The organism is Erwinia sp. ErVv1 (assembly GCF_900068895.1).
Taxonomy (GTDB): domain Bacteria; phylum Pseudomonadota; class Gammaproteobacteria; order Enterobacterales; family Enterobacteriaceae; genus Erwinia.
Window position 1 is genome coordinate 204665 of the sequence record NZ_CDPK01000007.1, and the last position, 16162, is coordinate 220826.

At 57.3% G+C, this 16162-nt stretch carries 14 protein-coding genes; 9 read left to right on the top strand and 5 right to left on the bottom strand.

What is annotated here, in order from left to right; genetic code table 11:
• Positions 1-7: 7 nt before the first annotated feature.
• Positions 8-1903: a DNA topoisomerase IV subunit B gene (parE, locus tag A1830_RS12515; protein WP_067706225.1), complete on the top strand. Its 1896-nt coding sequence runs from the start codon at positions 8-10 to the stop codon at positions 1901-1903.
• Between the two features lie 53 nt (positions 1904-1956).
• Complete coding sequence (locus tag A1830_RS12520) at positions 1957-2856, top strand: LysR family transcriptional regulator (RefSeq protein WP_067706226.1); 900 nt, start codon at positions 1957-1959, stop codon at positions 2854-2856.
• Positions 2857-2885: 29 nt separating this feature from the next.
• Here A1830_RS12520 and A1830_RS12525 read toward each other — a convergent pair whose 3' ends face one another.
• Complete coding sequence (locus A1830_RS12525; RefSeq protein ID WP_067706228.1) at positions 2886-3203, bottom strand: putative quinol monooxygenase; 318 nt, start codon at positions 3201-3203, stop codon at positions 2886-2888.
• Between the two features lie 33 nt (positions 3204-3236).
• Complete coding sequence (locus A1830_RS12530) at positions 3237-3818, bottom strand: NAD(P)H-dependent oxidoreductase (protein ID WP_067706230.1); 582 nt, start codon at positions 3816-3818, stop codon at positions 3237-3239.
• Between the two features lie 138 nt (positions 3819-3956).
• On the opposite strand from A1830_RS12530, the gene A1830_RS12535 reads away from it, so the two are divergent.
• The 4 genes from A1830_RS12535 (at position 3957) to ftsP (ending at position 9586) form a co-directional block, all read left to right on the top strand.
• Entirely contained in the window at positions 3957-4724 is a 768-nt protein-coding gene (locus tag A1830_RS12535; protein WP_067706232.1) for a transporter substrate-binding domain-containing protein, read from the top strand.
• Positions 4725-4875: 151 nt separating this feature from the next.
• Complete coding sequence (gene parC / locus A1830_RS12540) at positions 4876-7155, top strand: DNA topoisomerase IV subunit A (RefSeq protein WP_067706234.1); 2280 nt, start codon at positions 4876-4878, stop codon at positions 7153-7155.
• A 177-nt stretch (positions 7156-7332) separates the two neighbouring features.
• Entirely contained in the window at positions 7333-8079 is a 747-nt protein-coding gene (locus A1830_RS12545; RefSeq protein ID WP_067706236.1) for a 1-acylglycerol-3-phosphate O-acyltransferase, read from the top strand.
• A 91-nt stretch (positions 8080-8170) separates the two neighbouring features.
• Positions 8171-9586 carry a cell division protein FtsP gene (gene ftsP / locus A1830_RS12550; RefSeq protein WP_067706238.1) on the top strand — a complete coding sequence of 472 codons (1416 nt, stop codon included), beginning with the start codon at positions 8171-8173 and terminating at the stop codon, positions 9584-9586.
• Positions 9587-9642: 56 nt separating this feature from the next.
• Here the strand turns inward: ftsP and dkgA are convergent, their stop codons facing one another.
• Positions 9643-10467, bottom strand: a complete 825-nt coding sequence (gene dkgA / locus A1830_RS12555; protein WP_067706240.1) for a 2,5-didehydrogluconate reductase DkgA — start codon at positions 10465-10467, stop codon at positions 9643-9645.
• Positions 10468-10708: 241 nt separating this feature from the next.
• Between dkgA and A1830_RS12560 the strand changes: the two genes are divergently transcribed.
• A complete protein-coding gene (locus A1830_RS12560; protein ID WP_067706355.1) occupies positions 10709-11596 on the top strand; it encodes an AraC family transcriptional regulator in 888 nt (295 codons plus the stop codon).
• Between the two features lie 22 nt (positions 11597-11618).
• On the opposite strand, the gene A1830_RS12565 is transcribed toward A1830_RS12560, so the two are convergent.
• Both A1830_RS12565 and metC read right to left on the bottom strand, forming a co-directional pair.
• Positions 11619-12278: a DedA family protein gene (locus A1830_RS12565; RefSeq protein ID WP_067706242.1), complete on the bottom strand. Its 660-nt coding sequence runs from the start codon at positions 12276-12278 to the stop codon at positions 11619-11621.
• A gap of 115 nt (positions 12279-12393) precedes the next feature.
• On the bottom strand, positions 12394-13584 hold the full coding sequence (gene metC / locus A1830_RS12570; protein ID WP_067706244.1) for a cystathionine beta-lyase: 1191 nt from the start codon (positions 13582-13584) through the stop codon (positions 12394-12396).
• Between the two features lie 235 nt (positions 13585-13819).
• On the opposite strand from metC, the gene exbB reads away from it, so the two are divergent.
• Positions 13820-14554, top strand: coding sequence for a tol-pal system-associated acyl-CoA thioesterase (gene exbB / locus A1830_RS12575; protein WP_197473332.1), 735 nt, complete (start codon positions 13820-13822; stop codon positions 14552-14554).
• A 5-nt stretch (positions 14555-14559) separates the two neighbouring features.
• Positions 14560-14982 (top strand): TonB system transport protein ExbD, encoded by a 423-nt coding sequence (gene exbD / locus A1830_RS12580; protein WP_067706248.1) that lies wholly within the window; start codon positions 14560-14562, stop codon positions 14980-14982.
• Positions 14983-16162: the final 1180 nt, after the last annotated feature.

Sequence of the window (16162 nt, forward strand, 5' to 3'; positions counted from 1 at the left end):
TTATACGATGACTCAATCCAGCTACAACGCTGACTCCATTGAGGTACTCAGCGGCCTTGAACCCGTTCGTCGCCGTCCGGGAATGTACACCGATACGTCACGTCCAAACCATTTAGGTCAGGAAGTGATCGATAACAGCGTCGATGAGGCGCTGGCCGGCCATGCCAAACGCATTGAGGTTATCCTTCATGCCGATCAGTCGCTCGAAGTGACGGACGACGGGCGCGGTATGCCTGTCGATATTCACCCGGAAGAGGGTGTGCCCGCCGTTGAGCTGATCTTCTGCCGCCTGCATGCGGGCGGCAAATTCTCAAACAAAAACTATCAGTTCTCCGGTGGCCTGCACGGCGTGGGGATCTCGGTGGTGAATGCCCTTTCAACCCGCGTTGAAGTTACCGTCCGCCGCAATGCGGAAGTGTACGAAATGGCATTTGAGAACGGCGATAAGGTTGAGGATCTCCGCGTAACGGGCACGGTAGGCAAGCGTAACACCGGCACCCGCGTCCGCTTCTGGCCGGATGTTTCCTTCTTTGACAGCCCGCGTTTCTCCGTCTCGCGGATGAGCCATCTGCTCAAGGCGAAAGCGGTGCTTTGCCCCGGCGTTGAAATTGTCTTTAAAGACAAGGTCAATAATACCGAGCAGAGCTGGTGCTACGCCGATGGTTTGACGGACTACCTGTGTGAAGCGGTCAACGGTCTGCCGACCCTGCCGGAAAGGCCCTTTGTCGGCAGTTTTTCCGGTGACGTCGAGGCGGTTGACTGGGCGCTGCTGTGGCTGCCGGAGGGCGGGGAACTGCTGACGGAGAGCTACGTTAACCTGATCCCGACCATGCAGGGCGGTACGCACGTCAACGGCCTGCGCCAGGGCCTGCTGGATGCGATGCGCGAATTCTGCGAATTCCGCAACATTCTGCCGCGCGGCGTTAAGCTGTCGGCGGAGGATATCTGGGATCGCTGCGCCTATGTGCTGTCGGTCAAGATGCAGGATCCGCAGTTTGCCGGGCAGACCAAAGAGCGCCTCTCTTCACGGCAGTGCGCCGCCTTTGTTTCCGGCGTGGTGAAGGATGCTTTCAGCCTGTGGCTTAACCAGAACGTGCAGGCGGCCGAGCAGCTGGCCGAGCTGGCCATCTCCAGCGCGCAGCGCCGTATGCGCGCGGCTAAAAAAGTGGTGCGTAAAAAGCTGACCAGCGGCCCGGCCCTGCCCGGCAAGCTGGCTGACTGTAGCGCTCAGGATCTCAACCGCACCGAGCTGTTTCTGGTCGAAGGGGATTCAGCGGGTGGCTCGGCGAAGCAGGCGCGCGACCGCGAATATCAGGCGATCATGCCGCTGAAGGGGAAGATCCTCAATACCTGGGAAGTCTCTTCTGACGAAGTGCTGGCCTCTCAGGAAGTGCATGATATCTCGGTGGCGATCGGTATCGATCCCGACAGTGAGGATATGAGCCAGTTGCGCTACGGCAAGATCTGCATTCTCGCGGATGCGGACTCGGATGGCCTGCACATCGCCACGCTGCTCTGTGCGCTGTTTATGCGCCACTTCCGCGCGCTGGTGAAAAATGGTCATGTTTACGTCGCCATGCCGCCGCTGTACCGCATCGACCTGGGTAAAGAGGTGTATTACGCGCTGGATGAGGAAGAGAAAGCCGGCATCCTCGATCAGCTCAAGCGTAAAAAGGGTAAACCCAACGTGCAGCGCTTTAAAGGGCTGGGCGAGATGAACCCGCTGCAGCTGCGTGAAACCACGCTCGATCCCAATACCCGCCGTCTGGTACAGCTGACGGTGAGCGATGAGGATGTCGATCAGACGCTGGCGGTGATGGATATGCTGCTGGCGAAAAAACGCTCGGAAGACCGGCGTAACTGGCTGCAGGAAAAAGGCGATACCGCCGAAATCGAGGTATAAGACCTTATCAGGGCGGCCCGTCGGCCGCCCTGACCGTTCAGGATGCGCATTGCGTGAAAATCACCCTTGATGAGCTACGTGCCTGGGTGGTAGTGGTCGACACCGGCTCAATTACCGCCGCTGCTGAGCAGCTCTCCCAGACCACTTCCGGCATCAGCCGCGCGCTGAGCAGGCTGGAAAAAAAGCTGCAAACCACGCTGCTACACCGCACCACCCGTCGCATTGCGCTGACCGAAGAGGGCCAGCTCTTTCTTGCACACGCGCGGGAAATACTGCGCGCGGTAGAAAGCGCGGAGGAGCAGATCGCCCAGCGGCGGGAAATCCCTTCTGGCCGCCTGCGGATCAATGCTGCCACGCCGTTTATGCTGCATGTCATCTTGCCGCTGTTGAATGAATTTACCGCGCGTTATCCCCTGATCCAGCTGGAGCTGAATACCGACGACGTGGTAATTGACCTGCTGGAACAGCAGACGGATATTGCCATTCGCATTGGTGAACTGCGGGATTCCACCATTCATGCCCGATCGCTGGGCTACAGCAAGCTGCGGCTGATGGCCAGTCCGGAATACCTGGCGAAGTACGGTACGCCTGCCAGCGTGGCGGATCTGGCAAATCATCGCCTGCTGGGGTTTAGCCAGCTTGAGCAGCATAATCTGTGGCCGGTCTGGCAGCGCGAAGGGGAGTTTCTGCCGATTGCGCCTTCCGTCTCCGCCTCCAGCGGCGAAACGCTGCGGCAGCTGGCGGTGTACGGGCAGGGGATTGTGCGCCTCTCCGATTTTATGAGTCGCGAAGATTGCGCAACCGGGCGACTGGTGCCGGTGCTGGCAGACGTCACCCGGGATATGCATCATCCGATCCACGCGGTTTACTATCGCAACGTCACCCTGTCGCTGCGAATTCGCTGTTTTCTCGACTTTCTCAGCGAATGCATCACGCAGCGGGGATTGTTATAAAACGAAAGCGCGCGTCCATTCCCTGACGATTACGGCGTCTGTTTCGCCGGCTCCAGCACGTAAATTTTAACGTTAAGTACGTCATCCCGGATGCGGGTACGGTGCTGCTCCATGTGCTCCGCCTGCTGATGTCCCTCCAGATGGCGCAGGGAATCCCACTGCTCAAGCATAAAGATCGAGTCCGGCGAGTGCTGCTTCCACGGAACCTGTGCGCTATGGTCGGTCAGCGCCTGATAGCCGCCGCATCCCGCTTCCTGCAACACTGTGGGCGTAAGTGTCTCAATGGCCTGTAAAACGGCGGCCCGGCGTCCGGGCTTTACGCAAATTTCAGCAATTACGGTCAGCATAGTGGTTCCTTAACAGCATAAGTATTGAATCAGTTAAGCGAAAATTCCGCCCAGGTGCGCCCGATAGCGTGCGAGGTCTTCGGCAATCATCGGCTGCTTGATCACGTCATTACAAATAAACGTCGGCAACCCTTCCATGCCCAGGAACTGATTGGCCTTGTGGAAATGCAGATAAACGCCATCCACGCCTACGCCTTCAAAGAACTGCTGCGGATCGGTAAAGGCGTCCAGTGGTGCATTCCACGTCAGTGACAGCATATATTTTTTACCCTGAAGCAGGCCACCAGAGCCATACTTTTTTGCTGCGTCGGCGCGGGTGCGTCCATCGCTGGCATAGAGGGCGCCGTGGCCTTCGGTAAAGACTTCATCAATATATTTTTTCAGGATCCAGGGTTCGCCCATCCACCAGCCCGGCATCTGGTATATTACCACGTCGTTCTGCACATACTTTTGGACTTCGTCGGCCAGCACATAACCTTCGTCAACGACGGTGACGCTGACCTCATGGCCTGCATCACGCAAAAAGGCGGTGGCGTAGTCGGTCAGCGTATGGTTAAGCTCGCCTTTGGAATGGGCGAAGGCCTTGCCGGCATCGACGATCAGGATTTTGCTCATGCTTCTCTCTCCAGTTCTTGATTTTGCGGCTAGTCTACGTAGAAAAATTTGCCAGAGAAACGTGCATCCGATCACAACACTGTTGCGCATTAAGCAATAATCCGGGCGTGTTGGCCCTTTGATAACGAGAAGAAAATAATGATAAAAACAGGCATCGTCGCACTACTGCTGATATCGGGCAGCGTCTGCGCGCAGTCACACCTTGACCGCGTAAGCCAGAGTAAAACCCTGACGGTTTGCACCACCGGCGACTATAAGCCCTACAGCTACCTGCGCGCTGACGGTCAGTACGAGGGGATTGATGTCAGCCTGGTCGAATCGCTGGCGCAGAGCCTGGGTGCCCAGGTCAAATGGGTGCCGACCAGCTGGAAAATGCTGACGCAGGACTTTCTGGGCAAGCAGTGTGATATCGCCGTGGGCGGCGTCTCCGTCACACTTAAGCGCCAGCAGACCGCCTGGTTCGCCGCGCCGTTGGATACGGACGGCAAAATCCCCCTGGTGCGCTGCGCCGATAAGACCCGCTACCGGTCGATTGCGCAGCTCAATAAGCCCGGGGTTCGCCTGATTGAGCCGGCAGGCGGCACCAATGAGGCTTTTGTGCATCGCTACCTGCCGCAGGCCAACCTCACCCTGTTTCATGACAACGTGACCATTTTCCAGCAGCTGGTGGATAAAAAGGCTGACGTGATGATAACTGACGCCTCGGAAGCGCTCTATCAGCAGAAGCGCTACCCACAGCTCTGTGCCGTTAACCCATCAAAGCCGCTGGAGTATGGCGAGAAGGCGTGGATGATCCCCCGTGACGACATGAGCTGGAAGCTCTATATCGACCAGTGGCTGCATCTGAGTAAGGCCTCCGGCGAGTATCAGCAGGTGGTCGGGCAGTGGCTGGCGGCGGCAAAATAAACTCGCAGCGCGGGCAGGATCCACCTGCCCGTGTGATTCGCCGTCTGCGCACGGTTACCTGTGACAGCACCAGCCCGGATAAGGTACTATCCTCGCCAAACGACCCCAATGTGACGCGCCGCGCGTGCCGCGATGAGAGGAAAAAACAGCAATGAGTGACCTGACGCAGGATGGTGCAGAGCGTCTTGCCCTGCATAAATTTACGGAAAATGCGTACCTGAACTACTCCATGTACGTCATCATGGACAGGGCGCTTCCCTATATTGGCGATGGTCTTAAACCCGTTCAGCGGCGCATCATCTATGCCATGTCCGAGCTGGGGCTGAATAACAGCGCCAAATTTAAGAAATCGGCCCGTACCGTGGGTGACGTGCTGGGTAAATACCATCCACACGGCGACAGCGCCTGTTATGAAGCGATGGTGCTGATGGCGCAGCCCTTCTCCTATCGCTATCCGCTGGTAGACGGCCAGGGCAACTGGGGGGCGCCGGACGACCCTAAATCCTTTGCCGCCATGCGTTATACCGAATCCCGCCTGTCTAAATATGCCGAGCTGCTGCTGGGCGAGCTGGGCCAGGGGACGGTGGATTACGTGCCCAACTTCGACGGGACGCTGCAGGAACCGTCCATCCTGCCCGCGCGGCTGCCGAACATTTTGCTGAACGGCACGACTGGCATTGCGGTCGGTATGGCGACCGATATACCGCCGCATAACCTGCGTGAAGTGGCGCAGGCCGCCATCACGCTGATCGACTCGCCCAAAGCGACAATCGAAGATTTGCTGGAGATCGTGCAGGGGCCGGACTACCCGACCGAGGCGGAGATCATCACGCCGCGTAACGAAATCCGTAAAATTTATCAGACCGGGCGCGGTTCGGTGCGTATGCGCGCGGTCTGGAAGCGAGAAGAGGGCGACGTGGTGATCACCGCGCTGCCGCATCAGGTTTCCGGCGCGCGCGTGTTGGAGCAGATCGCTGCCCAGATGCGCAATAAAAAGCTGCCGATGGTGGAAGATCTGCGCGACGAGTCCAACCATGAGAACCCAACGCGGCTGGTGATTGTGCCGCGTTCGAATCGCGTGGATATGGAGCAGGTGATGAACCACCTGTTTGCCACCACCGACCTGGAAAAAAGCTACCGCATCAATATGAATATGATCGGGCTGGATAACCGCCCGTCGGTGAAAAACCTGCTGGAAATCATCAGCGAATGGCTGGTTTATCGTCGTGAAACCGTGCGTCGCCGCCTCAGCCATCGCCTGGAAAAAGTGCTCAGGCGCCTGCATATTCTTGAGGGGCTGCTGGTTGCCTTCCTTAATATTGACGAAGTGATCCACATCATTCGCAGCGAAGACGAGCCGAAACAGGTGCTGATGTCGCGCTTCGAGATCAGTGAAACTCAGGCCGAAGCGATCCTTGAGCTGAAATTACGCCATCTTGCCAAACTGGAAGAGATGAAAATCCGCGGTGAGCAGGATGAGCTGGCGAAAGAGCGTGACCGTCTCCAGGCTATTCTCGCCTCGGAGCGCAAAATGAATTCGCTGCTGAAAAAAGAGCTTCAGGCCGACAGCGATGCCTACGGTGACGATCGTCGTTCACCGCTGTGCGAGCGGGGCGAAGCAAAGGCAATCAGCGAAAACGAGCTGGTGCCCTCAGAACCGGTCACCATTGTGCTGTCGCAGATGGGCTGGGTACGCAGTGCCAAAGGGCACGATATCGATCCCTCCGGGCTGAGTTATAAAGCGGGAGACAGCTACCGCGCCGCAGCCAGGGGCAAAAGCAATCAGCCGGTCGTGTTTATTGACTCGACCGGGCGCAGCTATGCCCTGGAGCCGACGACGTTGCCTTCTGCGCGCGGGCAGGGTGAACCCCTTACCGGCAAGCTGACGCCGCCGCCGGGTGCCGTGATGGAGCAGGTGCTGATGGAGGCGGATGAGCAGAGGCTGCTCATGGCGTCGGATGCCGGATACGGCTTCGTCTGTACCTTTAGCGATCTGCTCTCACGCAATCGTGCCGGTAAAGCGCTGCTCAGCCTGCCGAAAAATGCCAAAGTGATGACGCCGATGGCTATCCACCACGACGACGACAGGCTGCTTGCTATCACCGCTGCGGGCAGAATGCTGCTGTTCCCGGTGGCCGAGCTGCCGCAGCTGGCGAAAGGCAAAGGCAATAAAATCATCTCTATTCCCTCAGCGCAGGCCGCCGCCGGTGAAGATACGCTGAAATGGCTACTGCTGCTCCCCGCGCAGGCGTCCATCACGCTGCATGCCGGAAAACGTAAGCTCAAAGTGCGCCCCGAGGAGCTGGAGAAGTTCCGCGCGGAGCGGGGACGTCGAGGAACGCTGCTGCCGCGAGGATTGCAGAACGTTGAGCGCATAGAGGTTGACGCGCCGGAAAGAGCGGGTGCAGAGGCCCCCGATAGCGAGGAATAATACGCAATGATAAGCCTTTCTTACGCGGCTAACCCAGTGAAAGGCGGCGTATTTCATTAATTAAGGATATACTTTACCCGCTGGGTAAAGCGTTGAGATTCCCTGTATGTCGGTCCGCTGGCGCGTTTGCGGTAGCGGATTGACCGGGGAGGATCTGGAAGCAATAACGAGGATGTGATGCTCTCAATTTTACGTTTCGCGATCGTGATTATCTATTCAATCCTGATCAGTGTTTTTGGTTGTATTTATTGCCTTTTTAGCCCGCGTAATCCGCGCCATGTTGCCACCTTTGGGCATCTTTTTGGCCGGCTGTCGCCGGTGTTTGGGCTGAAGGTTGAACTGCGCAGGCCCGAAGGGGCAGATAATTACCCGAATGCGATTTACATCGCCAATCATCAGAATAATTACGACATGATTACCGCGGCGAAGATGGTGCAGCCGACAACGGTAACCGTGGGTAAGAAAAGCCTGCTGTGGATCCCCTTTTTCGGGCAGCTCTACTGGCTGACGGGTAATCTGCTGATTGATCGGGAAAACCGCGCATCGGCACATGGTACCATCAGTAAAATGATCGCCCAGTTTAAAAAGAAGCGTATCTCCTTCTGGATGTTCCCGGAGGGGACCCGCAGCCGTGGACGCGGCCTGCTACCTTTCAAAACCGGCGCTTTTCATGCGGCAATTACGGCGGGCGTGCCGATTATCCCCATCGTCGTCTCCAACACGCACGATAAGATCAAACTGAATCGCCTGCATAATGGACATGTCATTATTGAGATGCTGCCACCGGTGGATACCGCGGCCTTTGCCACACTCTCCGCGCGTAAGCTGGCGACCCACTGCCGCGAACTCATGTCAGCTAAGCTGGATGAGCTGAATGCGGAAGTGGCGGCGCGTGAGGCTGCTGATAAGCGCGGCGGAAAGTAATCGCTACGTTTCAGGCCCCACACAGCAATCAGAATGACAAATCAGGCGTGCAGCGGATCATCAGGCTGTTTTTTTAGGTTACGGAGTTGGTATGTCCTTCAGTCGACGTCAGTTTATTCAGGCATCGGGCGTCGCCCTGTGCGCCAGTGCACTGCCCGTACGCGCTTATGCGGCCGGACCCGGAGTCGCCTTACCGGTCCCGCCCCTTATTGAGTCGCGTCGCGGGCAGCCTGTTTTTCTGACCCTGCAACGCAGCCACTGGTCATTCACCGAGGGCAGCAAGGCGCAGGTGTGGGGGATCAACGGTCTCTACCTTGGCCCGACGGTACGGGTATGGAACGGCGACGACGTCAAACTGATCTACAGTAACCGCCTGGCTGAACCGGTCTCGATGACCATCAGCGGACTGCATCTGCCCGGCGCGCTGGCGGGCGGCGCGCCCCGGCTCATGTCTCCCGGCGTGGACTGGGCGCCGGTGCTCCCGGTGCGCCAGGCGGCGGCAACCTGTTGGTATCATGCCAATACGCCCAATCGTATGGCCCCGCATGTTTATAACGGGCTGGCGGGCATGTGGCTTGTCGAAGATGAGCTGAGCAAGTCACTGCCGCTGCCAAATCACTACGGCGTTGATGATTTTCCCCTGATTATTCAGGACAAGCGTCTGGATAACTTCGGTTCGCCGCAGTATGACCCGCCTTCCAGCGGCGGCTTTGTGGGGGATACGCTGCTGGTTAACGGCGTACAGAATCCCTGGGTTGAAGTCTCACGTGGATGGGTTCGCCTGCGGCTGCTGAATGCTTCAAACTCGCGATGCTACCAGCTCCAGCTGAGCGATGGTCGTCCGCTAAACGTCATTGCCAGCGATCAGGGTTTTCTTGCCGCGCCGGTGGCGGTGCAGCAGCTTTCGCTGGCGCCGGGCGAGCGCCGGGAGGTGCTGGTCGATATGAGTAAGGGTGATGAGGTTTCCGTGACGGCTGGAATGCCTGCGGGCCTGGTGGACCGCCTGCGCGGCCTGTTTGAGCCTTCGAGCATTCTCACCTCCACCCTGATCCTGACGCTCCGACCAACCGGGCTGCTGCCGCTGATGACCGATAACCTGCCGATGCGCTTACTGGCCGACCAGGTCATTGAGGGCAGCGTCAGCCGCACGCGGGAGTTCACGCTGGGCGACAGCATCGCCGGTATTAACGGGGCGCTTTGGGATATGACGCGGATCGACAACACCGCGCAGCAGGGAACCTTTGAACGCTGGATCATTCATGCCGATCTGCCGCAGTCATTCCATATTCAGGGCGTGATGTTTCTGATTAAAAACGTCAATGGCGCGCAGCCGATGGCTGAAGATCGCGGCTGGAAGGATACCGTCTGGGTGGACGGCAGCGTTGAGCTGTTCGTGTCGTTTGTTCAGTACTCTTCCGATCACTTCCCCTTTGTCTATTACAGCCAGACGCTGGAAATGGCCGATCGGGGTAGCGCGGGTCAGCTTTTGGTCCAGCCGGCGGGGTAACGCCAGCGGCAACGGGCCTGGCGTTAATCAGGCCCGTTCGTCCGCAGACGGATCGCTTAGTTCAGCTCGTCAGGATCCGGACCCAGGCGATTGCCCCTGTCCAGCGTGGCGATCTCACTGATTTCTGGTTTTTCCAGACGGAAGTCGAAAACCTTAAAGTTCTCTTCAATGCGCGATGGCGTGACCGATTTCGGGATCACCACCAGGCCGCTGTCCAGATGCCAGCGGATAACGATCTGCGCGGGGGTTTTGCCATACTTTTTCGCCAGGTTTTTGATGATCTCCTGATCGAATACGCCTTTCCCCCCCTGCGCCAGCGGGCTCCAAGATTCGGTCTGGATTTGATGCATTGCGTTCCAGGCATGGAGCGTGCGCTGTTGCATCATCGGATGCAGCTCAATCTGATTGATGACCGGGCTGACGCCGGTTTCGTCCAGCAGGCGTTTAAGGTGGGCCTGCTGGAAGTTACAGACGCCAATACTTTTAGTCAGGCCCTGTTTCTGTAGCTCAATCATCGCCTTCCATGCTTCAACGTAGTTATCTTTCGCCGGGCAGGGCCAGTGCATCAGGTAGAGATCGACGCTCTGTAGCTGGAGCTTTTTCAGGCTGGTTTCAATGGCCTGCTCCGCATTCAGCTGGTCGTCATTCCACAGCTTGGTGGTAACAAAGATATCGTCACGCGCGACGTCAGTTTCCTGCAGCGCCTGACCAATCCCCTCTTCATTTTTATAGATAGCGGCGGTGTCGATAGCGCGATAGCCCACGTCAAGCGCCTTAACGGCTGCCTGACGTGCATCGTCGATGCTGGCCTGCCAGACGCCCAGACCTATTTGCGGCATCATGTTGCCGTCGTGGAGTTTAATTACAGGTTGTTCAGCCATGTTCTCTCCTTTATCGCATTTTATCCGGTACGCTTCGCCGGTTAGTGTCACTAAGCTTAGCTGAGTTTATCGTACGCTTTGAGAAATCTTCTTGTGCAGGGTGTTTCATCCTGATGCCGGATGCGTTCACCGTATTCACTGCTTATTCCTGCCAAAGGATTGCCCAATTCTCCACGGCTCTGGAGAAAGATGAAAGAAGCGTTCATGATGTCAAAAGGAATTTCAGAGGGTGAGAATGGTTATGGATCGTAATGCGCTGTGCTCCCGGCTTGCTCAGCAGGTCATTGCCCTGAAAGAGGCACCCTCGCTGTCAATGGTGCCTGACATCAAGCTGCTGTACGTCGATCGGCCGAGCGGACGCACGCCGGTGATGTACTCATCGGGGATTGTGATCCTTTTCCAGGGGCATAAAACGGGGTATCTGGGCAATCACGTTTTCCACTATGACGCCACCAAATACCTGATGCTGACGGTGACCTTGCCCTTTGAGTGCGAAACCTTCGCGACTGCGGAAGAGCCGCTGGTGGGGATGTTGCTGAATGTGGATTCCACCCGCTTACAGGATCTGCTGATTGATATCGGCGATGACGACAGCTTTCACCCCGCGCCGCAGACGCGGGGAATACATACGGCATCCCTGACCGGGGAGATGCTGTGCGCCGCAGAGAGGCTGCTGGACGTCATGGCTAATCCGCGTGATGCCCGCGTGCTCGGGCCACAGATTGTGCGTGAAATCCTCTATTATGTCCTGCTGGGTCCCTGCGGGGGTGCCCTGCTGGCGCAGGTCAGTCGTCAGACTCAGTTCAGCCAGATAGCCCGCGCGCTGCGGCGGATTGAGCATAACTACCGGGATAACATGAGCGTGGATCAGCTGGCCGCAGAGGTGAATATGAGCGTCTCGGCGTTTCATCATAACTTTAAGGCGGTCACCAGCACTTCGCCGTTACAGTACCTGAAAAGCTACCGACTGCATCAGGCGCGGATGATGATGTTGCAGGAGGGGCTGAAAGCGAGTGCGGCGGCAATGCGGGTGGGTTATGAAAGCGCATCGCAGTTTTCTCGTGAGTTTAAACGCTATTTTGGCGTCACGCCGGGGGAAGAAGTGATGCGCATGCGGCAAACGGTATAAGAAGAGGGCCGAAACACCGGCCCTACAGAGAGGATTTTTTGCGCCTGATAACCAGCGTGATGCTACCCACCAGACCTACGCACAACAATACCAGCGGCAGAATCATCAGGATCGCCATGACCTGATCTTCATGACGCTTAATAAAAGGGACCTGGCTGATAGCGTAGCCTAGCGACACCAGAATCGTGACCCACAGCAGGCCGCTCAGCCAGTTGAACAGCTGGAAACGGCTGTTCTTCAGGCCGGAAATTCCCGCCATTGTAGGCAGAATGGTGCGAACAAACGCCAGAAAGCGCCCGACCAGCAGCGCCATCAGGCCGTGGCGATGAAACAAACTCCATGCCCGCTGATGATACTGCGCGGGCAAATGCATCAGCCAGCTTTTGACCAGCCGGGTATTCCCCAGCCAGCGGCCCTGAAGATAGCTCAGCCAGCAGCCGAGGCTGGCGGCAAGGGTGAGGATCAGCAGCGTCGGCATAAATGCCATAACGCCTTTCGCAATCATTGCCCCGGCCAGCAGCAGCAGGCTGTCACCGGGCAGAAAAGAGGCGGGCAACAGGCCGTTTTCAAGCAGCAGAGTGATAAACATAATTCCGTAGACAATCCATATCACATCCGGATTGGCGAGCGCAGCAAAATCCTGATGCCACAATGCCCGCACAATCTCGTGTAGTACACCCATTTCATATCCCAGTGAATACGTTAGTTGGTCAATTGTACTCGTTATTCGGCCCGTTAACCTTGATCGATGCCCATTGCTCTCTGTCGTTTGGTTTTTATTTACTTATTCATCCTGCTCAGTCTTCAAGACGGGCAAAGCCAGCGGCCAGATCGGCAATCAAATCGTCTACGTTTTCCAGGCCGATATGCACTCTCACAAGCGTTCCGCTAAAATCCACGCCCTTCGCAGGACGTATTGCCTCCAGCTCCTCAGGCTGGTTAGCGAGGATCAGCGACTCATAGCCTCCCCATGAGTAGGCCATACTGAAATGTTCAAAGTGATCCAGATAGTGGGCAAGCTGCGCATCGCTCAGGCGTTCTTTTAGCACAAAAGAGAACAGGCCGCTGCTGCCGGTAAAGTCACGCTTCCAGAACGCGTGTCCCCGACATTCAGGCAGCGCCGGGTGATTCACCACCGCTACTTCAGGACGCGCCGCCAGCCACTGGGCGATGTGGATAGCGCTCTCCTGATGCTGGCGCAGACGCACGGCGAGCGTACGCAGGCCGCGACTTGCCATGTAGGCGGTATCCGCGTCGACCATCTGCCCCATCAGATAGGAGTTCTCACGCAGCTGAGGCCAGCAGCGTTCATTTGCTACTGCGGTGCCGATCATGGCATCTGAATGGCCGATCAGGTATTTGGTACCGGCCTGGATAGAGATATCAATGCCAAAGGCCAGCGCCGGAAAGAGGATCCCGGCGGCCCAGGTGTTATCGATCATGATGATGACGTCCGGCGCCACGCGGCGCACCGCTGCGACAATGGCCGGAATATCCTGAACTTCCATGGTGATGGAGGCCGGGGATTCAAGGAAGACCACTGTGGTGTTGGGCTGGACTAGCTCTGCAATTTCATCGCCAATATTGTGATCGAACCACTGGGTTGAGACATTCATTTTACTGAGAATTTTGCTGCAAAAATCCTGAGTGGGCTCATACACCGATCCCGCCATCAGCACATTGTCACCTGCGGCAACAAAAGCGAGGATGGCATTAGCGACGGCCGCCGCCCCGCAGGGATAAAGCGCACAGCCCGCGCCGCCTTCCAGTTCGGTCATGGCGTCCTGAAGAGAGAAGTGGGTGAGCGTGCCGCGACGACCATAGAAAAGTTCACGGTCTGCGCGCCCTGCTGTAGCGCGTTTTTTCTCTGCCACGCTGTCGAATACCAGTGATGACGCCCGTTGAATCACGCTGTTAACGGCGCCCTGGGTATAGCGTTTGCTGCGGCCAGCCGCGATCAGCGTGGTTTCGATTTTTTTTCTGCTCATCAATTGCTCAGTCTGAGAAAGGTTGATTTCTAACGTTAACACGGCGCGCCTGATGACGAAATTGAGCAATGCGCTGTATGACAAAGTTTCAGTCTGAAGCCAGAAAAGCGCTGATAAATGCGGGAAAAAAGCGGGTGGATGTAAATACTAATGATAACCACTATCAATTCAGCATTGATTTGGTATGATCCTGACTGGTTTTTTGCTTTTAGTTGATTTCCGTTGGAGAGACAGCGTGACGAATGATTTGATGCAGACGGACCTTTCCGTTTGGGGCATGTACCATCATGCAGACATCGTGGTTAAAGTGGTAATGATCGGACTGCTGCTGGCATCGGTCGTCACCTGGGCAATGTTTTTCAGCAAAAGCGCAGAACTGAGTTCCGCAAAGCGTCGTCTGAAGCGTGAGCAGCAGGCACTGGCTGAGGCGCGATCCCTACCCGAGGCCTCGAAGACCTGCGCAACCTTTAATGCGGCCAGCCTGACGGCGCTGCTGCTGAAAGAAGCGGAAGATGAGCTACAGCTTTCGCAGGGCTCTGACGACAATGATGGCATTAAAGAGCGCACCGCCTTCCGACTGGAGCGCCGCGTCGCATTCTTCAGTCGCCATGCAGGCCGGGGTAACGGATTCCTGGCGACGGTAGGCTCAATTGCCCCCTTTGTCGGCCTGTTCGGCACCGTGTGGGGAATTATGAACAGCTTTATCGGCATCGCGCAGACGCAGACCACCAATCTGGCGGTCGTCGCGCCGGGTATCGCGGAAGCGCTGCTGGCCACCGCCGTAGGTTTGATTGCGGCAATCCCGGCCGTGGTCATCTATAACGTTTTTGCCCGCATGATCGCTAATTACAAGGCATCAATGGGCGACGTTGCGGCGCAGATCCTGCTGCTGCAAAGCCGCGATCTGGATCTGGCGGCCAGCAATGATTCACCGCGCCACGCCGCCGCTCAGAAACTGCGGGTGGGCTAAGTACGATGGCGATGCGATTGAATGAAGATCACGAAAGCAACGGCGAAATGCATGAGATTAACGTCACGCCGTTTATCGACGTGATGCTGGTGCTGCTGATCATCTTTATGGTCGCCGCGCCGCTGGCGACAGTTGACGTTCGCGTTAATCTGCCTGCTTCTACCAGTACGCCGCAGCCACGTCCCGATAAGCCCGTTTATCTTTCGATTAAGGCTGATAAGCAGTTGTTTATTGGCAATAATGCGGTGACAGACGAGACGCTGGTAAATGCCCTGAACGATCAGACGGCGGGTAATAAGGAAACCACCATTTTCTTCCAGGCCGATAAGTCGGTGGATTATGCCACGCTGATGGAGGTTATGGATAAGCTGCGTCAGGCGGGTTATTTGAAGATTGGCCTGATGGGTATGGAATCCACCGCGAAGTAGCGGACTGGACTGGTCGCGATCGGGCGTTAAAGGAGTAGGGGACTGTTGCCCGGTGTCAGGTATTTCGGCATCCTGTTGCCAGGTTGCCAGGTTGCCAGGTTGCCAGGTTGCCAGGTTAGGTTGTAATACCTGCGATACCGGTGGACAATCCCAGCGTTCGCCGGGCGTCCTCACGCCACGCTCCGCGTGGTGCCTTTGGCTCCGGCTCCAGGCCGGACGGCCCGGTCGCGAGCGGGCGTCCTGCCCGCCGCTCCCTGAGTGCCGCATCCCTGCTGCCCTCGCCTGGCCCTCCGTCTTCGCCGCAGCGCTGCGGATTGCCCGTCAACCGCAGGGATTGTCCACCTCTCAGGCTTCTAAGTTGCTTTAGATCGAACCATTTGTCGTTCCGCAATTACCTGAGCGACTTCAGGCGAAGCCCTGTTCGCATGCGGACTTTTGACCCCTTTCAATGACACTTACTTTCCTGAATTGCATAATTCATTTCGCATTAAACCCGGCGAAAAATTTCCTGTACTCCCCGTAACTGCTTATACCCGCAACCAGAACAATACAAGAGGAGCAGACGGGTGGGGCCCGGTGACAGGCATTCCGATACCCTGCCTGTTGGCAGGCCGGTCGTGCAGGCTGCAATACCTGTGATGCCGGTGGACAATCCCAGCGTTCGCCGGGCGTCCTCACGCCACGCTCTGCGTGGTGCCTTTGGCTCCGGCTCCAGGCCGGACGGCCCGGTCGCGAGCGGACGTCCCTGCCCGCCGCTCCCTGAGTGCAGCATCCCTGCTGCCCTCGCCGGGCCCTCCGTCTTCGCCGCAGCGCTGCGGATTGCCCGTCAACCGCAGGGATTGTCCACCTCTCAGGCTTTTGAGTTGCTTTTACCCGCAGCCAGCACAATNTCGCCGCAGCGCTGCGGATTGCCCGTCAACCGCAGGGATTGTCCACCTCTCAGGCTTTTGAGTTGCTTTTACCCGCAGCCAGCACAATGTTAAAGGAGCAGCGGATGGGGCACGGTGACAGGCATTCCGCCACCCTGCCTGATGGCATTCCGATACCCTGCCTGTTGGCAGGCCGGTCATGCAGGCTGTGTAATACCTGCGATGCCGGTGGACAATCCCAGCGTTCGCCGGGCGTCCTCACGCCACGCTCTGCGTGGTGCCTTTGGCTCCGGCTCCGGCCCGGACGGCCC

What these genes read in the sequence shown, in the direction of transcription:
- metC (WP_067706244.1), bottom strand. Translation starts at nt 13,584, where the DNA reads ATGAGCAGAAAAAAAATCGAAACCACGCTGATCGCGGCTGGCCGCAGC.
- A1830_RS12560 (WP_067706355.1), top strand. Translation starts at nt 10,709, where the DNA reads ATGGATCGTAATGCGCTGTGCTCCCGGCTTGCTCAGCAGGTCATTGCC.
- A1830_RS12545 (WP_067706236.1), top strand. Translation starts at nt 7,333, where the DNA reads ATGCTCTCAATTTTACGTTTCGCGATCGTGATTATCTATTCAATCCTG.
- A1830_RS12565 (WP_067706242.1), bottom strand. Translation starts at nt 12,278, where the DNA reads ATGGGTGTACTACACGAGATTGTGCGGGCATTGTGGCATCAGGATTTT.
- A1830_RS12525 (WP_067706228.1), bottom strand. Translation starts at nt 3,203, where the DNA reads ATGCTGACCGTAATTGCTGAAATTTGCGTAAAGCCCGGACGCCGGGCC.
- parC (WP_067706234.1), top strand. Translation starts at nt 4,876, where the DNA reads ATGAGTGACCTGACGCAGGATGGTGCAGAGCGTCTTGCCCTGCATAAA.
- dkgA (WP_067706240.1), bottom strand. Translation starts at nt 10,467, where the DNA reads ATGGCTGAACAACCTGTAATTAAACTCCACGACGGCAACATGATGCCG.
- parE (WP_067706225.1), top strand. Translation starts at nt 8, where the DNA reads ATGACTCAATCCAGCTACAACGCTGACTCCATTGAGGTACTCAGCGGC.
- A1830_RS12530 (WP_067706230.1), bottom strand. Translation starts at nt 3,818, where the DNA reads ATGAGCAAAATCCTGATCGTCGATGCCGGCAAGGCCTTCGCCCATTCC.
- ftsP (WP_067706238.1), top strand. Translation starts at nt 8,171, where the DNA reads ATGTCCTTCAGTCGACGTCAGTTTATTCAGGCATCGGGCGTCGCCCTG.
- exbD (WP_067706248.1), top strand. Translation starts at nt 14,560, where the DNA reads ATGGCGATGCGATTGAATGAAGATCACGAAAGCAACGGCGAAATGCAT.
- A1830_RS12535 (WP_067706232.1), top strand. Translation starts at nt 3,957, where the DNA reads ATGATAAAAACAGGCATCGTCGCACTACTGCTGATATCGGGCAGCGTC.